Annotated in this window: 16 protein-coding genes, 3 rRNA genes and 2 pseudogenes; 3 read left to right on the top strand and 18 right to left on the bottom strand. The window is 66.1% G+C overall.

Annotated elements, in window-relative coordinates; all coding sequences use genetic code 11:
• Window position 1: 1 nt before the first annotated feature.
• The 6 genes from MYXE_RS12840 to MYXE_RS12865 all read right to left on the bottom strand — a co-directional run bounded on the left by MYXE_RS12840 (window position 2) and on the right by MYXE_RS12865 (window position 8,374).
• A complete protein-coding gene (locus tag MYXE_RS12840; protein ID WP_081485258.1) occupies window positions 2-829 on the bottom strand; it encodes a tetratricopeptide repeat protein in 828 nt (275 codons plus the stop codon).
• Window positions 830-1,012: 183 nt separating this feature from the next.
• Window positions 1,013-1,127 (bottom strand): 5S ribosomal RNA (gene rrf / locus MYXE_RS12845).
• 62 nt (window positions 1,128-1,189) lie between these two features.
• Window positions 1,190-4,303: ribosomal RNA gene (locus MYXE_RS12850) — 23S ribosomal RNA — on the bottom strand.
• A gap of 237 nt (window positions 4,304-4,540) precedes the next feature.
• Window positions 4,541-6,080: ribosomal RNA gene (locus tag MYXE_RS12855) — 16S ribosomal RNA — on the bottom strand.
• The 16S, 23S and 5S rRNA genes sit together here, the layout of an rRNA operon.
• 373 nt (window positions 6,081-6,453) lie before the next feature.
• Window positions 6,454-7,728 carry a tyrosine--tRNA ligase gene (gene tyrS, locus MYXE_RS12860; protein ID WP_003920432.1) on the bottom strand — a complete coding sequence of 425 codons (1,275 nt, stop codon included), beginning with the start codon at window positions 7,726-7,728 and terminating at the stop codon, window positions 6,454-6,456.
• 34 nt (window positions 7,729-7,762) lie between these two features.
• Window positions 7,763-8,374 carry a DNA-3-methyladenine glycosylase gene (locus MYXE_RS12865; RefSeq protein ID WP_003920431.1) on the bottom strand — a complete coding sequence of 204 codons (612 nt, stop codon included), beginning with the start codon at window positions 8,372-8,374 and terminating at the stop codon, window positions 7,763-7,765.
• Window positions 8,375-8,431: 57 nt separating this feature from the next.
• Here MYXE_RS12865 and MYXE_RS12870 point away from each other — a divergent pair, with 57 nt between their 5' ends.
• The 3 genes from MYXE_RS12870 to MYXE_RS12880 are packed head-to-tail and all read left to right on the top strand — an operon-like array spanning window position 8,432 to window position 10,582.
• Window positions 8,432-9,208 carry an ABC transporter ATP-binding protein gene (locus tag MYXE_RS12870; RefSeq protein WP_085198224.1) on the top strand — a complete coding sequence of 259 codons (777 nt, stop codon included), beginning with the start codon at window positions 8,432-8,434 and terminating at the stop codon, window positions 9,206-9,208.
• A 2-nt stretch (window positions 9,209-9,210) separates the two neighbouring features.
• Window positions 9,211-9,960: an ABC transporter permease gene (locus MYXE_RS12875; RefSeq protein WP_232061831.1), complete on the top strand. Its 750-nt coding sequence runs from the start codon at window positions 9,211-9,213 to the stop codon at window positions 9,958-9,960.
• Between the two features lie 4 nt (window positions 9,961-9,964).
• Window positions 9,965-10,582: a TetR/AcrR family transcriptional regulator gene (locus tag MYXE_RS12880; RefSeq protein WP_039889918.1), complete on the top strand. Its 618-nt coding sequence runs from the start codon at window positions 9,965-9,967 to the stop codon at window positions 10,580-10,582.
• On the opposite strand, the gene MYXE_RS12885 is transcribed toward MYXE_RS12880, so the two are convergent.
• The 12 genes and pseudogenes from MYXE_RS12885 to pheS all read right to left on the bottom strand — a co-directional run bounded on the left by MYXE_RS12885 (window position 10,548) and on the right by pheS (window position 25,946).
• Window positions 10,548-10,772 carry a Trm112 family protein gene (locus MYXE_RS12885; RefSeq protein ID WP_003920427.1) on the bottom strand — a complete coding sequence of 75 codons (225 nt, stop codon included), beginning with the start codon at window positions 10,770-10,772 and terminating at the stop codon, window positions 10,548-10,550. The genes MYXE_RS12880 and MYXE_RS12885 overlap by 35 nt on opposite strands.
• A 13-nt stretch (window positions 10,773-10,785) precedes the next feature.
• A complete protein-coding gene (locus MYXE_RS12890; RefSeq protein ID WP_232061832.1) occupies window positions 10,786-13,737 on the bottom strand; it encodes an acyl-CoA synthetase in 2,952 nt (983 codons plus the stop codon).
• A 218-nt stretch (window positions 13,738-13,955) separates the two neighbouring features.
• A pseudogene (gene argH / locus MYXE_RS12895) lies at window positions 13,956-15,366 on the bottom strand (argininosuccinate lyase).
• The gene (locus MYXE_RS12900; protein ID WP_085198229.1) at window positions 15,363-16,571 is read right to left on the bottom strand and encodes an argininosuccinate synthase; all 1,209 of its coding nucleotides are present in this window, start codon (window positions 16,569-16,571) and stop codon (window positions 15,363-15,365) included. Before MYXE_RS12900 ends, argH begins: the two are co-directional and overlap by 4 nt.
• Window positions 16,572-16,588: 17 nt before the next feature.
• On the bottom strand, window positions 16,589-17,083 hold the full coding sequence (locus MYXE_RS12905) for an arginine repressor (protein ID WP_003920423.1): 495 nt from the start codon (window positions 17,081-17,083) through the stop codon (window positions 16,589-16,591).
• Window positions 17,080-18,006, bottom strand: a complete 927-nt coding sequence (argF, locus tag MYXE_RS12910; RefSeq protein WP_003920422.1) for an ornithine carbamoyltransferase — start codon at window positions 18,004-18,006, stop codon at window positions 17,080-17,082. Before argF ends, MYXE_RS12905 begins: the two co-directional genes overlap by 4 nt.
• Complete coding sequence (locus MYXE_RS12915; RefSeq protein WP_085198232.1) at window positions 18,003-19,199, bottom strand: acetylornithine transaminase; 1,197 nt, start codon at window positions 19,197-19,199, stop codon at window positions 18,003-18,005. Before MYXE_RS12915 ends, argF begins: the two co-directional genes overlap by 4 nt.
• Window positions 19,196-20,077, bottom strand: a complete 882-nt coding sequence (gene argB, locus MYXE_RS12920; RefSeq protein WP_085198234.1) for an acetylglutamate kinase — start codon at window positions 20,075-20,077, stop codon at window positions 19,196-19,198. The genes MYXE_RS12915 and argB overlap by 4 nt, the downstream gene beginning before the upstream one ends.
• On the bottom strand, window positions 20,074-21,291 hold the full coding sequence (argJ, locus tag MYXE_RS12925; protein WP_161552096.1) for a bifunctional glutamate N-acetyltransferase/amino-acid acetyltransferase ArgJ: 1,218 nt from the start codon (window positions 21,289-21,291) through the stop codon (window positions 20,074-20,076). Before argJ ends, argB begins: the two co-directional genes overlap by 4 nt.
• Window positions 21,288-22,339: pseudogene (gene argC, locus MYXE_RS12930) on the bottom strand (N-acetyl-gamma-glutamyl-phosphate reductase). Before argC ends, argJ begins: the two are co-directional and overlap by 4 nt.
• Before the next feature lie 68 nt (window positions 22,340-22,407).
• A complete protein-coding gene (gene pheT, locus MYXE_RS12935) occupies window positions 22,408-24,894 on the bottom strand; it encodes a phenylalanine--tRNA ligase subunit beta (protein WP_085198240.1) in 2,487 nt (828 codons plus the stop codon).
• Window positions 24,894-25,946, bottom strand: coding sequence for a phenylalanine--tRNA ligase subunit alpha (gene pheS / locus MYXE_RS12940; protein WP_003920416.1), 1,053 nt, complete (start codon window positions 25,944-25,946; stop codon window positions 24,894-24,896). Before pheS ends, pheT begins: the two co-directional genes overlap by 1 nt.
• Window positions 25,947-26,047 lie beyond the last annotated feature (101 nt).

The raw sequence follows: 26,047 nt of genomic DNA on the forward strand, positions 1-26,047 counted from the left end.
GTCAGGCCAACTCGCTGACCCGCTCTTCGGCATCGGTGACGCCATCGACATCCGCTGCCGCCGAACGCAAAAACCATTGCAGCGCTTCGTCACTGCGGCCCAGCGCCAACAGGGTCTCAGCGTAGGCGTAGAACAAGCGTGCGGCGGTCGATCCGGTGCGACGGGGATCCAGCGGTGGCGTGGACAACACGGTCAACGCTTGCTCCAGTTGACCCAGATCCGCGCGGGCCCCAGCGGCGACGATACGCAATTCGTCGGCATCGTCGCCGCTGAGCTGGGCTGCCTCCGGTCCCCGCGCTAGTTCGATCGCCCGCTCTGGACGGCCGAGACCGCGTTCGCAGTCGGCGATCAGCGGAAGCAACGCGGACTTGCTGCCCATCCTGCGGGCGGCGCGCAGCTCGGCGAGTGCTTGGGCCCAGTCACCGCAGTGGTAGGCCGCGATCCCGACGGCTTCGCGAATGGCGGCGATCCGGCCGGATCGGGCCCGGGCCGCGCGTGCATGGCTCAGCGCCGCTTCGGGGTCGTCATCGATGAGCACACCCGCCGCGACCAGGTGACGGGCCACCGTATCTGCGGTAGCGCGATCCAAAGTGCTTAGCTCACGCCAGATTTCGGGTGCTAGCTGGTTAGCTTCCACATCAGGCGGGATCGGTGGCCCGCCGCCGGAACCGTTCCCGCCCGGCGGGTGCTTAGGTTGTGCCCGACGGGCACGCCCAGGCCCTGAGCGGGGGACGTCACGGTCGGGACGCGGCCTGCGCCGAGATGTGGCTGGCCCGCCGGATGCTGGCCGCGATCGTCGCTCACTGCCGCCGTGCCTCTCGTCGACCATTCGCGCATCCACCTCAAATCGCTGCCCGCCCGGTTGTATCGAAGGCCCTATCAAGCATACGGAAACGGTCGAGACGGCGACAATTTCAGCGACGACAATTGCAAATAACCTGTCGCCGTCATTGCAATTTTGAAAACTCAATTAATAAATAAAAGCACCCCTGGTGTGGGGTGCTTTTTGTGTGTTCGGCGGTGTCCTACTTTTCCACCCGGGGTGGGTAGTATCATCGGCGCTGGCTGGCTTAGCTTCCGGGTTCGGGATGGGTCCGGGCGTTTCCCAGCCGCTATGGACCGCCGTAACTTTGTGGAGTTTTTTGTTGGTGGGTGGTGGGGGGTGTGGTGTGGTGTGTGGTTGCTTGGTGTGGGTAAGTTTTCGGCCGGTTAGTGCCAGTGGCCTTCGCCCCTTGCGGGGTGTCTAGGTCTGGTCTATTGATCCCGTGTTGTGCGGGGGCCTTATCCCACTTGATGGGTGAGAAGCCTGGTCTTGGAAGGGGTTTCCCGCTTAGATGCTTTCAGCGGTTATCCTTGCCGAACGTGGCTATCCAGCGGTGCCCCTGGCGGGACAACTGGTGCACCAGAGGTTCGTCCGTCCCGGTCCTCTCGTACTAGGGACAGGTTTCCTCAGGCTTCTGGCGCGCGCGGCGGATAGAGACCGAACTGTCTCACGACGTTCTAAACCCAGCTCGCGTGCCGCTTTAATGGGCGAACAGCCCAACCCTTGGGACCTGCTCCAGCCCCAGGATGCGACGAGCCGACATCGAGGTGCCAAACCATCCCGTCGATATGGACTCTTGGGGAAGATCAGCCTGTTATCCCCGGGGTACCTTTTATCCGTTGAGCGACACCCCTTCCACTCGGGGGTGCCGGATCACTAGTCCCGACTTTCGTCCCTGCTTGACGTGTGGGTCTTGCAGTCAAGCTCCCTTGTGCACTTGCACTCGCCACCTGATTGCCGTCCAGGTTGAGGGAACCTTTGGGCGCCTCCGTTACCGTTTGGGAGGCAACCGCCCCAGTTAAACTACCCGCCAGGCACTGTCCCTGAACCCGGTTCAGGGTTCGAGGTTAGAAACCCAATACGGCCAGAGTGGTATTTCAACGACGACTCCACCCGCACTGGCGTGCGGGCTTCTTAGTCTCCCACCTATCCTACACAAGCCGCACCGGACTCCAATACCAAGTTGTAGTGAAGGTCCCGGGGTCTTTTCGTCCTGCCGCGCGTAACGAGCATCTTTACTCGTAGTGCAATTTCGCCGAGTCTATGGTTGAGACAGTGGAGAAGTCGTTACGCCATTCGTGCAGGTCGGAACTTACCCGACAAGGAATTTCGCTACCTTAGGATGGTTATAGTTACCACCGCCGTTTACTGGGGCTTAAATTCTCCGCTTCACCCCGAAAACCGGGGTTGACGGGTCCTCTTAACCTTCCAGCACCGGGCAGGCGTCAGTCCGTATACCTCGTCTTGCGACTTCGCACGGACCTGTGTTTTTAGTAAACAGTCGCTTCTCCCTGGTTTGTGCCACCGGATCCCGCTGCCGGCCGCGGGGGCCTTGACGGTATTCCGGTCCCCCTTCTCCCGAAGTTACGGGGGCATTTTGCCGAGTTCCTTAACCATAGTTAACTCGTACGCCTCGGTATTCTCTACCTGACCACCTGTGTCGGTTTGGGGTACGGGCCGTGCGTGCACTCGCTAGAGGCTTTTCTTGGCAGCAGAGGATCACCGAATTCACCTCAACCGGTTATGCATCACCTCTCAGGATTTCACGCCGGACGGATTTGCCTATCCGACTCCCTACGGGCTTGCCCCAGTATCACCACTGACTGGTACGGCTACCTTTCTGCGTCACCCCCTCGCTTACCTACTAGCGGACCGGGCCCCACGCAGCGGGCGGGCCCCACACCCCCGAAAGGGCGTGATCACCCACCGTTTGGGTGGTTAGCAGATCCGATTCGGTATGGGCGCGCACCCACGGGTACGGGAATATCAACCCGTTGTCCATCGACTACGCCTGTCGGCCTCGCCTTAGGTCCCGACTCACCCTGGGCGGACTGGCCTGGCCCAGGAACCCTTGGTCTTCCGGCGGGCAAGGTTCTCACTTGCCTTATCGCTACTCATGCCTGCATTCTCACTTCCCCCACCTCCACAACAGATCACTCTGCTGCTTCCCCGATGAGGGAACGCTCCCCTACCCAACACCTACGTGTTGCCGCGGCTTCGGCGGTGTGCTTGAGCCCCGCTACATTATCGGCGCACAACCACTTGACCAGTGAGCTATTACGCACTCTTTCAAGGATGGCTGCTTCTAAGCCAACCTCCTGGTTGTCTTCGCGACTGCACATCCTTTCCCACTTAGCACACCCTTAGGGGCCTTAGCCGGCGATCTGGGCTGTTTCCCTTTCGACGCGCGAAGCTTATCCCCCGCCGTCTCACTGCCACACTAACCACACCGGCATTCGGAGTTTGGCTGACGTCAGTAACCTAGTCGGGCCCATCGGCCATCCAGTAGCTCTACCTCCGGTGTGAACCATGCGACGCTGCACCTAAATGCATTTCGGGGAGAACCAGCTATCACGGAGTTTGATTGGCCTTTCACCCCTACCCACAGCTCATCCCCTCAGTCTTCAACCTAAGTGGGTTCGGGCCTCCACGCGGTCTTACCCGCGCTTCACCCTGGCCATGGGTAGATCACCCCGCTTCGGGTCCACAACATGCCACTACACACGCTCAACACGTGCTACGCCCTATTCAGACTCGCTTTCGCTGCGGCTACCCCACCCGGGTTAACCTCGCGACATGCCAGTGACTCGCAGGCTCATTCTTCAAAAGGCACGCCATCACCCCACCCGGGGGCTTTGACGGATTGTAGGCACACGGTTTCAGGTACTCTTTCACTCCCCTCCCGGGGTACTTTTCACCATTCCCTCACGGTACTTTTCCGCTATCGGTCATTGGGACGTATTTAGGCTTACCGGGTGGTCCCGGCCGATTCACAGCAGATTCCACGGGCCCGCTGCTACTCGGGAACGCCTCCTCGGGAGCCGTAATGTTTTCGCCTACCGGGCTCTCACCGTCTACGGCAGACCATCCCAGGCCACTTCGGCTAACACCACGGTTTCTCACTCCCGCCCGGGCCGGCGGACCCGAGACGAAACGCCCCACCACCCCGCACACACAACCCCCGCCGGGTATCCCATGCGCGCGGTTTAGCCATCCTCCGCGTTCGCTCGCCACTACTAACGGAATCACGGTTGTTTTCTTCTCCTACGGGTACTGAGATGTTTCACTTCCCCGCGTTCCCCCCCGCACCCTATCCATTCAGATGCGGGTGACACGACATCACTCGTGCCGGGTTACCCCATTCGGACACCCTCGGATCCACGCTCGGTTGGCAGCTCCCCGAGGCTTATCGCAGCCTCCCACGTCCTTCATCGGCGCCCAATGCCAAGGCATCCACCATGCGCCCTTACACACTTACAAACACCAGAAAACACTCAACAAAAACCGCTTACCACAGTCTTTGCCAGATGCTCGCAACCACTATCCAACACTCAAACACCACACCCCGCCACCACGCGGAGCACAACACCACCACGGGTGTTGCCTCAAAACCCAACAGTGTGCCGGCGGTTACTGCCTGCTGCCCAACACCTCGGCCCGACGCCACAACACGCCGAACCCACACCCCACGCGGGATGCGTTTACGGTGCTCCCTAGAAAGGAGGTGATCCAGCCGCACCTTCCGGTACGGCTACCTTGTTACGACTTCGTCCCAATCGCCGATCCCACCTTCGACGCCTCCCTCCCCAAACGGGGTTAGGCCAGCGGCTTCGGGTGTTACCGACTTTCATGACGTGACGGGCGGTGTGTACAAGGCCCGGGAACGTATTCACCGCAGCATTGCTGATCTGCGATTACTAGCGACTCCGACTTCACGGGGTCGAGTTGCAGACCCCGATCCGAACTGAGACCGGCTTTCCAAGGATTCGCTTAACCTCACGGCATCGCAGCCCTTTGTACCGGCCATTGTAGCATGTGTGAAGCCCTGGACATAAGGGGCATGATGACTTGACGTCATCCCCACCTTCCTCCGAGTTGACCCCGGCAGTCTCCCATGAGTCCCCACCATCACGTGCTGGCAACATGGGACAAGGGTTGCGCTCGTTGCGGGACTTAACCCAACATCTCACGACACGAGCTGACGACAGCCATGCACCACCTGCACACAGGCCACAAGGGAAGCCGTATCTCTACGACCGTCCTGTGCATGTCAAACCCAGGTAAGGTTCTTCGCGTTGCATCGAATTAATCCACATGCTCCGCCGCTTGTGCGGGCCCCCGTCAATTCCTTTGAGTTTTAGCCTTGCGGCCGTACTCCCCAGGCGGGGTACTTAATGCGTTAGCTACGGCACGGATCCTTCAGGAAAGAACCCACACCTAGTACCCACCGTTTACGGCGTGGACTACCAGGGTATCTAATCCTGTTCGCTCCCCACGCTTTCGCTCCTCAGCGTCAGTTACTGCCCAGAGACCCGCCTTCGCCACCGGTGTTCCTCCTGATATCTGCGCATTCCACCGCTACACCAGGAATTCCAGTCTCCCCTGCAGCACTCCAGCCTGCCCGTATCGCCCGCACGCCCACAGTTAAGCTGTGGCATTCCACGAACAACGCGACAAGCCGCCTACGAGCTCTTTACGCCCAGTAATTCCGGACAACGCTTGCACCCTACGTATTACCGCGGCTGCTGGCACGTAGTTGGCCGGTGCTTCTTCTGCCCCTACCGTCACCACGAGAAAACCCGCAGCTTCGTCGAGGCTGAAAGAGGTTTACAACCCGAAGGCCGTCATCCCCCACGCGGCGTCGCTGCATCAGGCTTGCGCCCATTGTGCAATATTCCCCACTGCTGCCTCCCGTAGGAGTCTGGGCCGTATCTCAGTCCCAGTGTGGCCGGACACCCTCTCAGGCCGGCTACCCGTCGTCGCCTTGGTAGGCCATCACCCCACCAACAAGCTGATAGGCCGCGGGCCCATCCCACACCGCTACCAAACGCTTTCCACCACCCCACATGCGCAGAATGGTCCTATCCGGTATTAGACCCAGTTTCCCAGGCTTATCCCGAAGTGCAGGGCAGGTCACCCACGTGTTACTCACCCGTTCGCCACTCGAGCACCCCAAAAAGGGGCCTTTCCGTTCGACTTGCATGTGTTAAGCACGCCGCCAGCGTTCGTCCTGAGCCAGGATCAAACTCTCCAAACAAAACCATTCAGAGAAAACCCCGACAAACAAAACACCACACCCCGACACGAGGAACATCAGGGCACGGCAAAAACAACAAACAAAACCACCAACACACTATTGAGTTCTCAAACAACACCCGTTCCGGCCGCGCATCGAACCCGCGGCCGATGAGCCGCGTGTTCGTAGTGCGGACGGTGAGGGCAGTCCCTCTGGGAGCCTCGCGGTTAGCGGACTGGCCGCTTCGCGACGGCTCTATCAAGTTACGCGAGGGACAGATCGCAGTCAAATGGCCTTGTGGACGGCCACTTTCACCGCGACAAGTCAATTAACGCCGGCACGGTGCTGATTGTTCCCACTCCCCTTCCCGGAGCGAGCCCGCGACGTGAACGGTTCACCCGACGCGTTCGATGCCGGCGATATTTCGCTTGCCCCGCCGCAACACCAGCCACCGGCCGTGCAAGAAGTCCGCTGGCCGCGGCGTCCACTCCTCGCTGTCGACCTTGGTGTTGTTGACCGAGACGCCGCCTTCGGCGATCGTTCGCCGCGCGGCGCCCTTGCTGGGCGACAGACCGCTGGCCACCAGCAGATCGACGATCCCGTCGGGGGCGCCCGGCTTCAGCTCGGCAACCGGGGTTTCCCGCAGCGCCGCCGCCAGCGTCGCTTCGTCTAGCCGCGCCAGTTCCCCGCGGCCGAACAGGGCCCGGCTGGCGTGCTCGACGGCCTCGGTGGCCGCCTCGCCGTGTACCAGCGTGGTGAGTTCTCGGGCAAGCGTGCGCTGCGCGACCCGCTCCTGCGGGCGCGACGCCGTCGCCTCCTCGAGGTCGGCGAGTTCGTCGGCGGACAGGAACGTGAACCAGCGCAGGTACCGGATGACGTCGGCGTCGGCGGTATTGATGAAGTACTGGTACCACGCGTACGGGGTGGTCATCTCGGGGTCCAGCCACAGATTGCCGCCGCCGGTGGATTTGCCGAACTTGGCGCCGTCGGCCGCGGTGACCAGCGGCACCGTCAGCGCATGCACGGTCACACCCAGCTTTTGGCGCACCAAGCGCACCCCGGCGATGATGTTGCCCCACTGATCGGAACCGCCGATCTGCAGCACGCAGTGGTGCCGCCGGTACAGCTCGACGTAGTCGTTGGCTTGCAGCAGCAGGTAACTGAACTCGGTGTAGGAGATGCCTTCCCCGTCCAGGCGGCGCCGGATGACGTCGCGGTCGAGCATCACGTTCACCGAAAAATGCTTGCCCACGTCGCGCAGGAACTCGATGGCGGACATGTCGCGCGTCCACTCGAGGTTGTTCTCGACGATCGCGCCCGTGGACGCGTTGTCGAAGTCGACGAACTTCTCCAGCTGTCCGCGGATTCGCTCGGTCCATTCCAGGACGGTGTCGGCGGCATTGAGGGTGCGTTCACCGGTGTCGCGCGGGTCGCCGATGAGTCCGGTAGCGCCGCCGGCCAACACGATGGGGCGATGGCCGGCTCGTTGGAAACGGCGCAGGGCCAGTAACGGCACCAGGTGACCCGCGTGCAGGCTCGGCGCGGTGGGGTCGAAGCCCGCGTACACCGTGAGCGGTCCCCGCGCTGCTTCAGCAGCCAGCGCATCAAGGTCGGTGGACTGTGCGATCAGCCCGCGCCAGGCCAGCTCGTCGAGGATGGGTACGCCCACAGTTATAGATCTTCCAGCATTGCGCCCTGCGCCGTTAATCGCTGGCCCCGGGCGCGGGCGCTCGCGGGCTGCGGCGGTAGGCCGAGACCTCGAATCGCCCCTGCAGCCACAGCCGCCACGGCCGGTCGGCGGCCACGCTGATGCCGACTCGGGGACCGCACACGGCATCGAGGGGGTCGTTGAGTTTCAACGTGATGGGGCTGCCGGGATCGAAAAGATCAAGCCCGTTGTCTGCCATGGTGATTCCCAGAGCCGAACATAGGTTTCCAGGTCCGCGCGCCAGCGCGACGGTGCGGACGAGTTCGCCGCGCCGGGACCGCGCCAGCTCGATGCCGCTTTCGATCGCCGCGGACCTGAGCAGGACGGCTGCGGCTGTCCCATCGGGGCCGCACGCGACGTTGGCGCAGACATGGATCCCGTGGCTTCGGTACGTGTAGAGGTGTCCGGGCGGGCCAAACATCACCGCATTGCGACCGTTGAGCCCGCGGTAGGAGTGCGCCGCCGCGTCCGGCCACGGGCCTTCGGGCACCCCACCATAGGCCTCCACCTCGACGATTGTGGCGCTGACACCCCGTCCATAAAGCGTGGCGCCCAGTAGCCGGCGCGCCGCGGTGACCGGGTCGACCGCCAGCTCCTCAGCGCTCACCGGACAAATTTTGCCGCGGCTCTTGACAGTGCGGCATCGGGGGCGGATATTCATCGCATGATGAGTTCATCAAGTGATGAATTACTACCGAGCCGCGATCGCATCGCCGTCGATATCAGCCATCTGCGCGTGATCCGCGGCAAAAGGCCAGCGCTGCAGGACTTTTCGGTACAGATTGCCTGCGGCACCATCACCGGCCTGCTCGGTCCCTCCGGCTGCGGCAAGACCACCCTGATGCGCTGCATCGTTGGCACCCAGATCGTCACCGCTGGTCGGGTCACGGTCCTGGGCCGGCCAGCCGGGTCGGCGGTGCTGCGCCGACGTGTCGGATACATGCCGCAAGACCCGACCATTTACAACGACCTGCGAATCGTCGACAACCTTCGCTACTTCGCGTCGCTGTACGGGTTCGGCAGCCATGCGGCCGACGCCGCCATCGAGCTGGTGGGGCTCTCCGATCACCGCAGCGCCTATTGCGGAAACCTTTCCGGCGGCCAGCGCACGAGGGTATCGCTGGCCTGCGCGTTGGTCTGCCAGCCCGAGTTGCTCGTGCTGGACGAACCGACGGTGGGTCTAGACCCGGTGCTGCGCGCAGATTTGTGGGGCCAGTTCCATGATTTGGCCCGCGGCGGCACCACACTGCTGGTTTCCAGCCACGTGATGGACGAAGCCGACCACTGCGGTGACCTGCTGCTGATGCGTGAAGGTCACTTGGTTGCGCACACCACGCCGAACCGACTACGAGAGGACACCGGATGCACGGCACTCGAGGAAGCGTTCCTGTCCATCATCAAACGCACCACCGCGCAAGCGGCCGGTCCCAGAGCCGGATAGGCCTGCAGGGCTATACCGCCACCACGGCGCGGATTCTGCGTCAACTGGCAGCCGATCACCGCAGCGTGGCGATGATCCTGCTGGTGCCGGTCCTGGTCATCACGCTGATGTACTTCATGTTCGAAAACGCTCCGCATCGACCGGGCAGCCCGTCGCCGTTCAACAACGCCTGCCTGATCCTGCTGGGCCTGTTCCCGCTCTTCTTGATGTTCGTGATCACGTCGATCACAATGCAGCGCGAACGGGCCTCGGGAACGCTGGAGCGGATTCTGACCACCCCGCTGCGGCGGCTCGATCTGCTGATCGCCTACGGGACGGCGTTTTCGATTGCAGCTGCCACGCAAGCCGTTTTGGCCTGCGTCGTGTCGTTTTGGTTCCTCGGCTTCGACACCGCCGGGAGTCCACTGTGGGTGTTTGTGATCGCGATCATCAACGCCGTGCTCGGCGTCGGGCTGGGCTTGTTGTGTAGCGCGTTCGCCCGCACCGAATTTCAGGCTGTGCAGTTCATCCCGCTGGTCATGGTGCCGCAGCTACTGCTGGCCGGCATCATCGTGCCGCGAGGCCTGATGGCGACTTGGCTGCAATGGATCAGCAACGTCTTGCCCGCCGGCTACGCGTTGGAGGCGCTTCAGCAGGTGGGCGCGCATGCGGAGCTGACGGGCACCGCGGTGCGCGACATGGCGGTGGTGCTGGGCTTTGCGGTCACGGCCTTGTGCCTAGCCGCGGCGACGCTGCGGCGGCGGACCCCGTAGACCGTTGGCCAACGTCGAACGCCGACGGCCGGGGCGGCCGGCCGGAAGCTCAGACACCCGGGAGCGAATCCTGAAGAGTGCGCGAGAGCTCTTTGCGCGCAATGGGATTCATAAGACGTCGATTCGGGCGGTGGCCGCGGCGGCGGGCGTGGATTCTGCCTTGGTACACCACTACTTCGGCACGAAGGAACGGCTGTTCGCCGCCGCTGTCCGCATTCCGATCGACCCGATGGAGATCATCGGACCGCTTCGCGAGGTGCCAGTCGACGACCTCGGCTACCAGCTGCCGGCGACGTTGTTGCCGCTGTGGGACTCCGAGCTCGGTGCGGGTGTCATCGCCACAATTCGCTCAGTCCTGGCCGGCTCCGAGGTGAATCTCATCCGTTCGTTCATCGAAGACGTGATCGCGGTGGAGATCGGAAGCCGCGTCGACGATCCGCCCGGCAGCGGAATCATCCGAATCCAGTTCGTCGCATCGCAATTGGTCGGGGTGGTGATGGCGCGCTACATCCTGGAATTGGAACCGTTCAAATCGCTGCCGCCCGAACGAATCGCGCGCACCATCGCGCCGAACCTGCAGCGCTACCTCACCGGGGAGCTGCCGGCCTGGCCCGCGCCATGAGCCGCAGGTGCTCGTCGTCGCTCACCGACTCGGCTTCGTCGACCAGCAGCACCGGGATCCCGTCCTCGATGCGGTAGGCGCGGCGCAGGCGCGGGTTGTACAGCCGCGGGCCGTCGGGTTTGTCGACCAGCAGCAGTGGCCCGCGGTCGGCGGGGCAGACCAGAATGCTCAGTAGCGTTTCGTCGATCATGCGGGGCTCCAGGTCAGTGTGTGCCGCCCAGCTCGGTGCGCGCCGCGGCGGTCAACCGGCGGAACTGGTTGGCGGCCGGGTCGAAATACCACGCGTGGCGTCCCGGTTTGGGAATCCCGGCGGCCCGCAACGCGCTGACGGTGGGCCGGTAGGTGGCGCTCAGCGTCATCTCGGGCACGACGTGCACGATGTCGGGTCCGACGCCGATCGGCGGCATCTTCGCGATGGCCTCGGTGAGGTCGGCGGCGGTGATGCTGGCGCCCGGCCGCAGCGTCACCGCCGACACGGCCACTTGTCGGCCCCGCACCGGCACGCCGTAGGTCACGGCGAGGTCGACCCCGTTGATGAAGCCCAGCGCGTCGGTGATCGGCTCGCAATAGACGATTCCGCGCGCGGTGCGGATAACCGAGCCGCGCCGACCCACCAACCAGTAATCCCCATCTGCGTCGCGGCGGAACAGGTACTCGGTCGATATCCAGGTATCGGCCGGCGCGAACACGCCGCGTTTGACCGAGGCGCTCGGGTCGATCGGCCCGCGCGGCTGGGCCAGCAACACGCCCACTTCGTCGGTGTCGGCGACCTGCACAAACCCGCGGTCGTTTTCCAGGATCAGGTCGTGCTCGGCGTCGTAGGCGCCCAGCTCAACGTGCCCGGCGCCCGGCAGCGGGCGGCCTTTGCTGCCGATCTTGGCACCGGAAACGTTGGCCAGCACGGCCTGCCCATCGGTGGTGGCGAAGAACTCGACGACGTGGGCGGGGGCGAAGGCGTCGATGACGCGCTGCCACAAGCCCGTTGGCATCCCCGAGCCGATGAACAGCCGCACAGGGTGGTTGCCGTGCAAGGCAAATGCCCGGTCGTCGACAACCTCGCGCAACATCGCCCAGGTATAGGACACCACGGTGACCCCGTACTGCCGGACCTCGGCGACGAACCGGTCCGGGCGCAGCCCGCGCGACAGCGCGATACGGGCGCCGCCCACCACCGCGCCCCCCAGACTGACCAGCAAACCGGATTCGTGGTGCAGCGGGGTCAGGCAGTACACGGTGTCCCCCTGGCCCAGGGCAGCGGTCGAGGCGGTCCCGAACGCGGACAATGCCCAGCGATAGTTGGTGATCTGCTTGGCCACCAACTCCCCGCTAGCGGTGGTGGTGAACCCGATGAACGCCAGATCCCGCGCCAGCCCCGGATTCTGCCGGTACCACGCGGGAAGCTCGACCGCGTCCGGGTCGATCTTTTCCATGTCAATGACGTCGGCGTCCTCGGGAAGATGCAGGTCGCGTGATTCGCCGCCACCCAGGACCAACACGTGGCCGGGCAATTGGCGCGCGGTGTCGAGATTGGTCGGGTCAGCGATGATCTCGCTGACACCACCGATCCGTGCTTCGGCGACCAGGTCACTGTCGGGCTGCATCAGCACCGCGACCGCTCCGAGCCGCGACAGTGCGGCGATGGCGACCAGTGCACTCGGCCGGGTTTCCATCAGCACACCGACGTGATCGCCCTGCCGCACCCCGACTTCGATTAAGCCGCGCACCACGTTGTTGATGCGCCGGTTGACCGCCTCGTAGGTGTGGACTCGCCCGTCGAATAGCAGGAATTCACCGTGTGGCGAATCGTGAGCTTGTTCGTCGATGATCCTGCCGAGAGAGATCCGGGTGTGATCGTTGATCTGGCCCAACCGGGCCAGTCTCGGCAGTGTGCGCACGGTTTCCGCGGCCAGGGTGCGCACCGACTTGTTGGCCGCGACCACAGCGTCGGCCGCACCACGGGCCAGTGTCAGCGCCATCTCCGAAGCCTCCCCGACACCGTGCACAACCCGGGACCTCAACGCGACGCCAGATTGGGTTGGCTCGACCGGCCGCTCGACCATCGGCGTGATGTCGGCCGGCTTGTCCCCGGACCCAGAGATCCACAGCACCCAGGCCGCGACGGTCGGCCAGGTTTGCTGCGCCGCTTTCGACCCGACGACGAGGCCGAAATGCCCTGCGCGCAAAGTGTATTCGTATACGTCGGCGTTGGGTGCCGCGCGCCGGATGCCTCGTACGGCCGGGGGCTGTCCGATGTCATCCACTTCGCCGACGAAGGCCAGCACCGGACAGGTGATATCGGTGAGGGTGACCAGTTGACCGTTGATCGCGAAACCACCGGTCATCATCCGGTTGTGCGCGATGAACTGCTTGAGCAGCTCCGAAACCGCCGGCCCGGACCACGCGATCCAGCCTTCGGACTCCAGAAATCTGCGCTGCGGCTCGCGCGGCAGCAACGCTTCACGGTCGTGCAGCTGCCGCAGGAAGTCGATACGGGCCTTGGCCGTTTTGAGCGGGTCGAGAAGCTGAAAACCTGTGCGCGCCAACCAGCTCGGGATGGCCAGGCGATTGAAAACATGGTCCGCCATAAAATTGGCGGCCGTCGCGGCCAGGTTGGGCGGAACACCCATCGGCAGAGCAGCCAGGGTATCCACCGGCGACCCGAAGGTCACGATGCTGGCGATGGTCTTCGAATGACGATACGCGGCCGCCTGGTAGCAGAACATGCCGCCTTGGGAGTAGCCCGCCAGGTGGACGTCCTGGCCGGTGACGTCGGCCGTCGTGTCGACGGCTTGACTGAGCGCGACGACGTGGTCGGCCAGGTTGCGGCGCATGCCGCCCTCGACTTTGTCGGGTTCGCCGAAGTCGATGACCCACGGATCCAGCCCCGCCGCATGCAGAATGCCGACCGCGCCTTCCTGCCGGGTGACGTCCCACATGTTGGCCGACATCATCATCGGATGCACCAACAGCACCGGAGGGCCAGCCGGCGGTTGGCCGGGACGCGTGTCCGGCGGGAAATAGCGCCGCAGCTTGTACATGGATACGCTTTCGATGATCTGAAAGGGCGACGACGCCGTGCCGGTCTCCAGCCCACCCAGGCGCAAGACCTCCAGGCCGTTCTGCGCCGTCGCCATCAGACGCTCGACCGGCCGCATGATCGCTGAAAGTTTCAGATCCACCTGCTGCCTCCCGTTTCAAGTATTCCTGCTGCAGGCGGACCTGACAGCGTGGTCATCATGGCACATTTGCCGCTCCGGGCCGCGGCTTTGACCATCGCGGATGAACCATTGGGAGCGGCACGGTAGCGGCTTGGTCGCGGGCTGCGGACCGGGTTTGCTCGACAGTCCGCTGCGGCACGCTCAGCGAGGGCTCCTCAACAACGCAACCGCTGGCGCAGCCGGGCGGCGACCTCGCGCACGCCGTCCAACTGCTTGGCGACCCGGATCGGCGCCGTGCCCCCGCGCGCGTCGCGCGAGGCGACCGAACCTTCGATCGTCAGCACCTGACGGACATCAGGGGTCAGCGCAGGGTTGATCGAGGCCAGATCTTCGTCGGTCAGTTCGTCAAGGCCGACGCCGCGCCGCTCTGCTTCGCGGACCGCCGCACCGGCCGCCTCATGCGCCGCGCGGAAAGGCACGCCTTGTCGCACAAGCCATTCCGCCATATCGGTGGCCAGGGTGTAGCCTGCGTCCGCCAGCGCCGCCATCCGCTCCACGTTGAAAGTCGCGCTGCCGACCAGGCCAGCCATCGCCGGCAGAAGTAGTTCTAGCTGCGCCACCGCGTCGAACAACGGCTCTTTATCCTCTTGCAGATCCCGGTTGTAGGCCAGCGGCAACCCTTTCAGCGTGGCCAGCAATCCCGCCAGGTTGCCGATCAACCGGCCAGCCTTGCCGCGGGCGAGCTCGGCGATGTCCGGGTTTTTCTTCTGCGGCATGATCGAACTGCCCGTCGACCATGCGTCGTGCAGCGTGACGTACCCGAACTCCGTTGAGCTCCAAATAATGATGTCCTCAGCGAGCCGGGACAGGTCGACCGCGATCATCGCGAACACGAACGCCGCTTCGGCGGCGAAATCCCTGGCCGCGGTCGCGTCGATCGAATTGTCGGCGGCTGCCGAGAAGCCGAGCTCTTCTGCGACCACATCAGGATCGAGCCCCAGCGACGAGCCCGCCAGCGCGCCCGATCCGTACGGCGAAATCGCGGTGCGCTCGTCGAAGTCGATGATCCGGTCGACGTCGCGCAACAGCGGATGGGCGTGCGCCAGCAGATGGTGGGCCAACAGGATCGGCTGCGCGGATTGCAAGTGTGTTTTGCCCGGCATGACCGCGGTCGGGTGGGCGGCGGCCTGGTCGGTGAGCGCGGTGATCACGTCGAACACGCCGGCGGCGACGCACCGCACCGCGTCGCGCAGCCACATCCGAAACAGCGTGGCCACCTGGTCGTTTCGCGACCGGCCGCCCGCAGCCGCCGCCCAGGTCCGAGCCGACCCGCTCGATCAGGCCGCGCTCCAACGCGGCGTGCACGTCCTCGTCGGTGTCCAGCGGCCGGAAGCTGCCGTCGGCCACGTCGTGGGCGAGGCCCTCCAGCGCGGCCAGCAGCCCGTTGCATTGTTCCTCGCTGAGCAGCCCGGCCCGAAACAATACCCTGGCATGCGCTTTCGACGCCGCGATGTCGTAGGGTGCCAGTACCCAGTCGAAGTGGGTGGAGCGGCTAAGTGCGGCCAACGCATCCGATGGCCTGTCGGCGAAACGCCCACCCCACAGCGATCCCTCGTTAGTGCTCATGGCATTTCTGCGCGCAAGTCCCTGCGGGCGGCAAGTTTCGACGACATCCCGTGCACGTACACGAAGCCCTTGGCCTTGGACTGATCGAAGCTGTCGCCCTCGTCGTAGGTGGCCAGGTTGAAGTCATATAACGATTCCGGGCTACGCCGGCCGTTGACCGCGATGTGCCCGCCGTGCAACACCATGCGAACCTCGCCGGTCACATGCTCCTGGGTCTTGGCGACGAAAGCCTCCAACGCGGCCTTCAGCGGCGAGTACCACAACCCGTCGTACACCAGCTCGGCCCAGCGCTGATCGGTCAGCCGCTTGAACCGGCCGAGCTCGCGCTCCAGCGTGACGTGTTCGAGTTCGGTGTGGGCAGTGATCAGCACCATCGCGCCGGGCGCCTCATATATTTCGCGGCTCTTGATGCCGACCAGCCGGTCCTCGACCACATCGAGCCGCCCGACACCCTGCGCGCCGCCGCGGCGGTTCAGCTCTTCGATGGCTTGCAGGACAGTGACCGGCCTGCCGTCGATCGAGACCGGCACACCGCGCTCGAACCCGACGATCACCTCGTCGGGGGTGTTCCAGTTGACGGTGGGATCTTCGGTGTAGGCGTACACGTCTTTGGTCGGCGCATTCCACAGGTGTTCCAGGAAACCGGTTTCCACCGCACGGCCCCACACGTTCTGGTCGATCGAAAACGGCGACCGCTTGGTGACATTGATCGGGATGGCGTTTTCCTCGGCGAACGCGATGGCCCTCTCACGTGTCCACGCGTAATCGCGTACCGGCGCGAGCACCTCCAGATCCGGTGCCAGCGAAGCGAATCCGACCTCAAAGCGCACCTGGTCGTTGCCCTTGCCGGTGCAGCCGTGCGCGACGATGCTGCCACCGTGCTGACGGGCGGCGGCCACCAGGTGTTTGACGATGAGCGGCCGGCTGATCGCCGACACCAGCGGATAGCGGTCCATGTAGAGCCCGTTGGACATGATCGTGGGCAGGCAGTAACCCTCGGCGAACTCGTCGCGGGCGTCGACGACGACCGCCTCAACCGCGCCGCAGTCAAGGGCACGCTGACGCACCACCTCCATGTCCTCGCCGCCCTGGCCCAGGTCGATGGCGACCGCGACGACTTCCCGGCCGGTCTCCTTGCCGATCCAGCTGATCGCCACCGAGGTGTCCAGACCGCCGGAATACGCCAGGATGACGCGCTCGGACATGAGCCAATCTCCTTATCTCACTTGAGGCTTTGCAGCGTGGCGGCCAGCTCGGCGCCGGTCATCGGTTCGCGGGCTGCCACAAAGATGGTGTCGTCGCCGGCAATGGTTCCGACGACGTACGGCAGAGCCGCGCGGTCGATGGCGCTGGCCAGGTAGTCGGCGGCGCCGGGCGGGGTGCGCAGCACGGCGAGGTTTCCGGTGGCGTCGGTGGACACCAGCAGCTCGCCGAGCAGCCGCGACAGCCGCCCGGTGCCACCCGAGACTGCGCGCACCGGGCTGCCGTCTTCGGGGACGACGTACACGCCGACACCGCCGTCCGCGCCCCGCAGCTTCACCGCGCCGAGTTCCTCGAGATCGCGCGAGAGCGTGGCCTGGGTGACCTCGATCCCCTCGGCGGCCAGCCGCTCGGCCAACTCACTTTGGCTGCGCACCGATTGCGACGACAGAATCGCCACGATGCGGGCCTGTCGGCCGGCGCGGGTAATTTCGGGTGTGGTTTTCGAACGGGTCATCGGGACCGCTCCAACAACCACACGAGCAGCGCCTTTTGGGCGTGCAACCGGTTTTCGGCCTCGTCCCACACCGCGCTGCGCGCACCGTCGATCACCTCGTCGGTGATCTCCTGGCCGCGATGTGCCGGAAGGCAATGCAGCACAATCGCGTCCGGGTCGGCCAACGCCAGCAGCTCGGCGTTGACCTGGTAGCGCCAGAACGGCCGCAGCCGGTCTCGGCCGTCGTCCTCCTGACCCATCGACGTCCAGGTGTCGGTCACCAGGACGTCGGCGCCGTCGGCGGCAGCGCGCGGGTCGGTGGTCACGGTCACGGACGCGCCGGTGGCCGCGGCGCGCCTTTCGGCGGCGACCCGCACCGCGTTGTCGGGGGCGAAGGTGCCCGGAGCGGCAATCGTGACGTGGATGCCGGCAGTGGCACCGCCCAGCAGCAGCGAGTGCGCCATGTTGTTGGCGCCGTCGCCGAAGTAGGACAGCTTGAGGCCGGGCAGCGACCCTTTGCGTTCGGTGATCGTCTGCAGGTCGGCCAGCACCTGGCAGGGATGAAACTGGTCGGAGAGCGCGTTGACCACCGGCACGGTGGCAGCCGCGGCCATCGCGGTGAGCCGATCCTGCCCGAAGGTGCGCCACACGATCGCATCGACATAGCGGGACAACACTTTTGCAGTGTCACCCAAGGTCTCGTCGCGACCCAGCTGGGTGCTGCGGGCGTCGACGACCACCGCGTGCCCGCCCAGCTGTGCGATGCCCATCTCGAACGAGAACCGGGTGCGGGTCGAGGTCTTGTCGAAGATGACCGCGACGCCACGCGGTCCTTCGAGCGGGCGATGGCTCAGCGGATCTTTCTTCAGTTCGGCTGCCAGCTGGAGGATTTCGGCTTGCTCCGGCGGTGACAGGTCGTCGTCGCGCAGGAAGTGTCGGGTCATGGTGCGCCCCGGGCAGTGTCGAGAATCGCTGGCAGTGCGGTGATGAACGTGTCGATCTGGTGCTCGGTGATGATCAGCGGCGGGGCCAATCGGATGACGTCGGGTGCGGCGGCATTCACCAGGAATCCGGCGCTGCGGGCTGCGGTTTCGACTTCCTTGGCTTTCGGCGCGGTCAGCGCGACACCGCACAACAAGCCACGTCCCCGGACGTGGTCGACGAACGGATGGCCCAGCGATTCGATGCCGTGCCGCAACGACTTGCCCAGCACCTCGGCGCGGCGCACCAGATCGTCGGCGGCCAGTACCCGCAGTACCGCCAAGGCCGCTGCGGCGCATACCGGGTTGCCGCCGAAGGTGCTGCCGTGCAGGCCGGGCGTGAGCAGTTGCCCGGCTGCCCCGACCGCCAGGCACGCCCCGATCGGCAGCCCACCGCCCAGACCCTTGGCCAGCGTCACCACATCCGGGGTGATGCCGTCGTGCTGGTGGGCGAAGAACGTGCCGGTGCGGCCCATCCCGGTCTGGACCTCGTCGAGCACCAGCAGCGCACCGTGGCGGCTGGTAATGTCGCGTGCCGCAACAAGATAGCCGTCGGGCGGGACGACGACACCGCGCTCGCCCATGATCGGCTCCAGAAACACCGCGGCGGTGTCGTCACTTACCGCGGCCGCCAGCGCGTCGACGTCGCCGTACGGCACGTGGGTGACCTCGCCGGGCAGTGGCTCAAACGGCGCCTGTTTGGCCGGCTGTCCGGTCAGCGCCAGCGAACCCATCGTCCGGCCGTGAAAAGCCTCTTGTGCGGCAACGAGTTTGGTGCGGCCGGTGAGCCGCGACAGCTTGAACGCCAGCTCGACGGCCTCGGTGCCGGAGTTGCAGAAAAAGACCCGTGCGTCAACACCCAGCAGCCCGACCAGCGCCTCGGCCAGCGCGATTGCGGGTTCGGTGGCATACAGGTTCGAGGTGTGGCCCAGCGTCGACATCTGCTGGCAGACGGCTTCGATCACGGCGGGATGACGATGGCCGAGCACGTTGACCGCGATACCGGCCAGCAGGTCCAGGTAGGACTTGCCGTCGACGTCGGTGACCAGCGCACCGTCACCACTGGCCAGGGCCACCGGCGGCGTGGCGTAGTTGTTCATCATGACCGCCGACCAGCGCTGCTGCATGGCCGCGGTGTTGGTCGTCGGGCCGCTCATGCGCTCACCACCTTGGTCCCGGTGCCTGCATCAGTGAAAAGCTCGACCAGCACGCAATGTTCGACGCGTCCGTCGATGACATGTGCGCTGGGCACCCCGCCGGCGACGGCACGCAGACACGCCTCGACTTTGGGGATCATCCCGGTCTGCAGGCTCGGCAGCAGCCGGCTAAGCGTGGCCGTGTCGATTTCGCTGACCAGCGAATCCCGGTCCGGCCAGCGGGTGTAGACCCCTTCGACGTCGGTGAGCACCAATAGCTTTTCGGCCCCCAGCGCTTCGGCCAGCGCCGCCGCTGCGGTGTCGGCGTTGATGTTGTACACCACGCCGTCGGTATCCGGCGCGAGGGTGGACACCACCGGAATACGGCGCGCCGCAATCAGATCGAGCACCGCCGCGGAGTTGACCTGCGCGACGTCGCCGACCAGTCCGATGTCGGTGACCACACCGTCGACGGTCACGCTGCGGCGCACTGCGGTGAACAGCTGGGCGTCCTCGCCGGTGATACCGACGGCGTAGGGTCCGTGTGCGTTGATCAGGTTGACCAGTTCCCGGCCCACTTGACCGAACAACACCATCCTCGCGACATCGAGCACTTCCGGTGTGGTGACGCGGAATCCGCCCTTGAAGTCACCGGCGATGCCCAGTCGCTGCAGCATCGCCGTGATCTGCGGCCCGCCGCCGTGTACGACGACGGGATGGATGCCGCAGTTGCGCAAAAACGCCATGTCGGCAGCGAACGCGTGCTTGAGCCTGTCGTCGGTCATCGCGTTGCCACCGTATTTGACGACGACGATCTTGCCGTGCAGCTGTTTGAGCCAGGGCAGCGCTTCGGCGAGCACCTGGGCTTTGACCTGCGTGGGCAATGCGCTGGTGGTCATGAGCTGTACGCCGAATTCTCTTCGACATAGCCGTGCGACAAGTCGGTGGTGCGGATTGCGGCCTGACCGTTGCCTATCCCGAGGTCGACGCTGATCGCGATGTCCGCCGCCGACAAGTCCACATCCCGTGCTCCCGGCGCTCCCATACCGTTGAGGCACACCGGAAAGCCGTTGAACGACACTGCAATCCGATCCGGGTCGAGCGTCACCGGCGCCATGCCGACGGCGGCGATCACCCGGCCCCAGTTCGGGTCGGACCCGAACATCGCGGTCTTGACCAGACTGTCGCGGGCGATCGCCCGCGCGGCGGTGACGGCGTCGTCGTCGCTGGCCGCACCGGTCACGGCGACCGTGATGCGTTTGGTGACGCCCTCGGCGTCGGCCTGCAGCTGCGCACACAGGTCGTCGCACACCCGCTGCACGGCATCGTCGAGATCGGCTTGGCTGGGCGCGATTTCACTGGCGCCCGAGGCGAGCAACAACACGGTGTCGTTGGTGGAGCAGCTGCCGTCGACGTCGAGGCGGTCGAAGGTGAGCGCGGCGGCGCGGCGCAGCGCGTGGTCAAGTGCCGCCGCCGCCTCCGCGACCGCGTCGGTGGTCAGTACGCACAGCATCGTGGCCAGCGACGGCGCCAGCATCCCGGCGCCCTTGGCCATCCCGCCGACGGTCCAGTTTCCGGGATGGTGCAACGCCACCTGTTTGGGCACCGTGTCGGTGGTCATGATGGCCCGGGCCGCGTGCTCTCCGCCGGTGAGCCCGCCCGCCATTTCGTGCACCACTTCCTGAACGCCGGCCAGCACCTTGTCCATCGGCAGCCGGTCGCCGATGAGCCCCGTGGAGCAGACGGCGACCTCGATCGCCCCGGTCTCGCTGCCCCAGTCCGACAACGCGGCGGCGACGGCCTCCGCGGTGGCGTGCGTGTCTTGGAAACCGGGCGGCCCGGTGCAGGCGTTGGCTCCCCCGGAGTTGAGGATCACGGCGCGCAGCCGTCCGGTGGTCAGCACCTGCTGGGTCCACAGCACCGGCGCCGCCTTGACCCGGTTGCGGGTGAAAACGCCTGCCGCGGCATGGTCGGGGCCCTCGTTGAAGACCAGCGCCAGATCCAGCGCCCCGGAAGACTTGATCCCGGCGGCGATGCCGGCGGCGCGAAAGCCTTCTGGCGCCGTCACACCCTGGTTGCGCACCAGCCGCACGGCGTCGGCCACGTCGGTCACGGCGCCACCCCCACCAATGGCAGGCCCTCACCTTCCGGCCACCCCAGCGCCAGGTTCATCGACTGAACAGCCGCACCGCTGGCGCCCTTCACGAGATTGTCGATGGCGGCGATCGCGACGAACGTGGCCGCCCCCTCGTCGACCGCGACCGCGACGTGGGCGGCGTTGCTGCCGATCACCGCGCCGGTGCGCGGCAACTGCCCTCCGGCAACAGGTAAACGAAAGGTTCGCTGCCGTAGCTTTTTTCGTAGGCCGCGCGCAGCTGGGACAGCGGCGAGCGGGTGCGGGCGGTGCAGGTGGCCAGGATGCCTCGCGAGGTGGGGATGAGCACCGGTGTGAACGACACGGTGACGTCGCGGTCGGTGACCTTTCGCAACTCCTGCACGATCTCCGGGGTATGCCGGTGGGCGCCGGCGATGTTGTAGGCCCGCGCCGATCCGATGACCTCCGAGCCGAGCAGGTCGGTCTTGGCGGCGCGGCCGGCGCCGGACGTGCCGCTGACCGCGACCACGGTCACGGCGGGTTCGACGAGGTCCGCGGCCACGGCGGGCAGCAGCGCGAGCAGGGCCGCCGTCGGGTAGCAGCCCGGCACCGCGATACGGCGGGCGCCGCGCAGTTGCTCGCGGGCGCCGGGCAGTTCGGGCAAGCCGTACGGCCAGCTGCCCGCGTGCGGCGAGCCGTAGAACCGCTGCCAGGCCGCGGGATCGGTGAGCCGGAAATCCGCGCCGCAGTCGATGATCAGCGTCGCCGGGTCGAGCTGTTCGGCCAGCGCCGCCGAATGCCCGTGCGGGAGCGCCAAAAAGACGATGTCATGGCCGCGCAGCAGGCCGACGTCGGTGGGTTCGAGAACCCGCTGGGCCAGCGGGAGCAGGTGGGGGTGCTGTTCGCCGAGCGTGCTGCCGGCATTACCGGCCGCGGTCAGGGCACCGATCGTCAGCCGACCGTCGGCGTAGGCGGGGTGGCCGAGCAGCAGCCGAAGGATTTCACCCCCGGCGTAGCCGCTGGCACCGGCCACCGCCACCCGCACGGTCATGGCGCCATTTTGCATTCTTATGCAGAACAATGCAAATTAATTCTCACTGATCCGCCGCGAAGGCGGTTCGGCGTGCCGGGAAGTCACCCCCGCAGCACGGCGCCCACCCGCTCGGCGGCGCAGCGCACGGCCGCGTCGCGGGCCGCGCTGGCGTCATCTTCGGTCAACGTGCGATCCGGTGCCCGGAACCGAAGCGCAAACGTCAGCGACTTGCGGTTGTCGCCGACCTGCGGACCGGTGTAGACGTCGAACAACCGGATATCCTCCAGCAACTCGCCCGCGCCCTCGCGCACCGCGTCCTCCACCGCCTGCGCGGCCACGTCGGCGTCGACCACCAGGCTGACGTCCTGGAACACCGCGGGGAACGGCGACACCCGCGGCGCCGGCAGGGCCTCGACCAGCGGAATAGCATCCAGATTCAGCTCGGCCGCGCACGTGCCCGCTGGCAGCTCGCAGCGCTCGATCACCGCCGGATGCAGTTGCCCGCCGTATCCGACGACGGTCTGGCCGACCAGCACCTCGGCGCACCGGCCGGGATGCCACGGCAGATGCTGTGCGGCCCGCAGGCCGACCTCGACGCTGCAGGCGCGGGCAATGACCCGAACCGCTTCGAACGCGTCGGCGGCTTCGACCCGTCGGCCGGGCCCCCACGGGCCGCGGGGTTCCCGCATGCCGGCCAGCACCACCGCGACGTGCTGCGGCTGGCGTGGCAACGAGGCGTCCAGCATCGCGATCTCGTCGTCGGTGGGACGGCGATCCACCGGGATGAGGCCGACGGCGCGGGTCTGCTCGGTGGGCTGCACTACCTGCGCGATCGCGAACAGCGCGACGTCGACCATTCCGCGGGAAACGTTGCGCGCCAACGCTTCTAGCAGCCCGGGCAGCAGCGTGGTAGCCAGGTGCGGACGGTCGGCCTCCAGCGGGTTGAGCACCTGCGTGGTGATGCGTCTCGGGTCGTCGGCGGGCAGGCCCCACCGGTCGAACACCCCCGCCGGCAAAAACGGCGTGGGCAGGACTTCGACGTAGCCCGCCAGCGCCAGCGACTTGCCGATCGCGCGGCGCCGCTTTTGTTTGCCGGTGAGTCCGCGCCCGGCCGGCGCCGCCGGCAGCACCGAGGGGATCACGTCGAAGCTTTCCAGCCGCAGCACTTCCTCGACCAAATCGGCGGGTTGCACCAGATCGGGCCGCCAGCTCGGCGGCGTGACGGTGAGCATGTCGGCATCGGCGGTCACCGCGGCGCCGATCTGGGTGAGCCGGCGCACGGTCGTGCCCGGCGCGAATTCGACACCGGCAGTGCGGTCGGGCAGCGCGGCGGTCATTCGGATCGGCGGAAGCGACCAGTCGTCGCGAGGCGGGTCGCCCCGCCAGTCGGTCAGTGTCGGCGAGACCGTGCCGCCAGTGATCTCCGCCAGAAGCGCGGCGCAGCGGTCCAGCGCGGCCACCGAGATCGCCGGGTCGACGCCCCGCTCGTAGCGGCGGGCAGCCTCGCTGGGCAGGTGCAGCCGCCGCTGGGTGCGCGACACCGCCGCTGGATCCCAAACCGCGGCCTCCAGCAGCACGTCGGTGGAGCCCTGGTGTGTCTCGGTGCTGCGCGAGCCCATCACCCCGCCAATCGCCGCGGCGGCGACGTCATCGACGATGAGCACGTCGGCGGGCTCGAGCCGGCGTTCGACGTCGTCGAGGGTGGTCATCGTCTCGCCGGGCCGCGCGAACCGCACAGCGAAGCCACCGGTGATGCGGTCGCGGTCGTGCGCATGCATCGGGTGGCCCAATTCCAGCATCACGTAGTTGGTGACGTCGACCGCTGGCGAGATCGCCCGGATACCCGACAGCAGCAGCCGGCGCTGCATCCACCACGGCGACACCGCGGCCGGATCCATCCCGATCACCGGTCGCAGCGCAAAGCGGCGCACCCCGGTCTCGGGCTGGACGGTCAGCGGCCACGCCGGGCCCTGCACCGGGAGCGGCGGCACGTCGGCGGGGTCGACGAAGTCGAGGTCGTAGGCGCAGGCGATCTCGCGGGCCAGCCCGCGCACCGACATGCAGTAGCCGCGGTCGGGGGTGATGGCCAGGTGGAACACCACGTCGTCGAAACCGAGCACCTCGGCACCGTCGGCTCCGGGTGCGGCGGTGCCCGGCGGCAGCACCAGGATGCCGGAATGGTCTGCGCCCATACCTAATTCCGCGGCCGAGCAGATCATGCCGGCAGAGTTTCGCCCATAGGCCTTGCGGGCGGTGATAGTGAGCCCACCGGGCAATGCGGTTCCCGGCAACGCCACCACAACCAGATCGTTGACAATGAAATTAGTTGCGCCACAGATGATTTCGCGTGACTGCGACTCTCCGACGTCGACCAGACAGGCGCGAATCGGCTTCTTGAAGCCGGTGAGCTCTTCGATCGCGACTACCCGCCCCACGGTCAGCGGGCCGGTGACCGGTCCGAGGGCCATCACCTCTTCGACCTCGTGGCCGATGCGCAGCAGCGTCTGCTCGAGCTCGTCGGCCGGCACATCCCATCCGGGCGCCCCGACCGCGACGACTTCGCGCAGCCAGCTGTAGGGGACGCGCATCAGGCCCCCACCCCGAACGGCAACGAGAACCGCACGTCGCCCTCGACCATGTCGCGCATGTCGGGGATGCCGTTGCGGACCTGCAGCGTGCGTTCGAGCCCCATGCCGAAGGCGAAGCCGGTGTAGACCTCCGGGTCGATGCCGGCGGCGCGCAACACGTTCGGATTGACCATGCCGCAGCCGCCCCATTCCACCCAGCCGGCGCCGCCCTTTTTGTTGGCGAACCACACGTCGACCTCACCCGACGGTTCGGTGAACGGGAAGAAGTGCGGACGCAGGCGGGTGCGCGCGGCGGCCCCGAACTCGGCGCGGGCGAACGCGTCCAGGGTTCCGCGCAGGTGCGCCATCGAAAGCCCCCGGTCCACGGCGAGCCCCTCGACCTGGTGGAACACCGGTGTGTGGGTGGCGTCGAGTTCATCGGTGCGAAACGTACGGCCGATCGAGATGACGTAGACCGGCAGGTCCCGCTCGAGCAGGGTGCGAACCTGCACCGGCGAGGTATGGGTACGCAGTAGCTGGCGGGAACCTTCGGGCGCGATATAGAAGGTGTCCTGTTCGCTGCGGGCGGGGTGGTCGGGTGGAAAGTTCAACGCGTCGAAATTGAACTGCTCGGTCTCGACCTCCGGTCCCTCGACCAGTTCCCAGCCCATCGCGATGAAGGTGTCGGCGATGTGTTCACCCAGGAGGGTGATCGGGTGGCGCGCGCCGGGTGGTTGCCGGGTCGACGGCAAGGTCACATCGATGCGCTCGGCGACCAGCACGGCCGCGTCACGCTCGGCGCGCAGCGCGGCCAACCGCTCGTCGTAGCTGCGTTGAGCGTCGGCGCGGGCGGCGTTGACACGCCGACCGGCCTCGGCGCGGTCGGCTTTGGGCAGCGCGGCCAGGGCTTGGCGGGCCAGCGCCAGCGGTGAGCGATCGCCGAGGTGCTCGGTCTTGGCGCGCGCCAACGCCTCGAGGTCGCCCGCAAGCGTGAAGGCTTGCCGGGCGGCGTTGACCGCTTTGGTCAGCGCCTCCGGGGACACGATCGACGGATCGACGGGTTGATCACCCACGCGGCGCGGCTCCTTTAGCTGGTTGGGTCCCCGGCGTTCGGCGGCGCGACGAGCGGCGCTGCTGCTTGCGGGACGCAAGTGCCGATCATAGGTGATCGGCG

The organism is Mycobacterium xenopi, assembly GCF_009936235.1.
Taxonomy (GTDB): domain Bacteria; phylum Actinomycetota; class Actinomycetes; order Mycobacteriales; family Mycobacteriaceae; genus Mycobacterium; species Mycobacterium xenopi.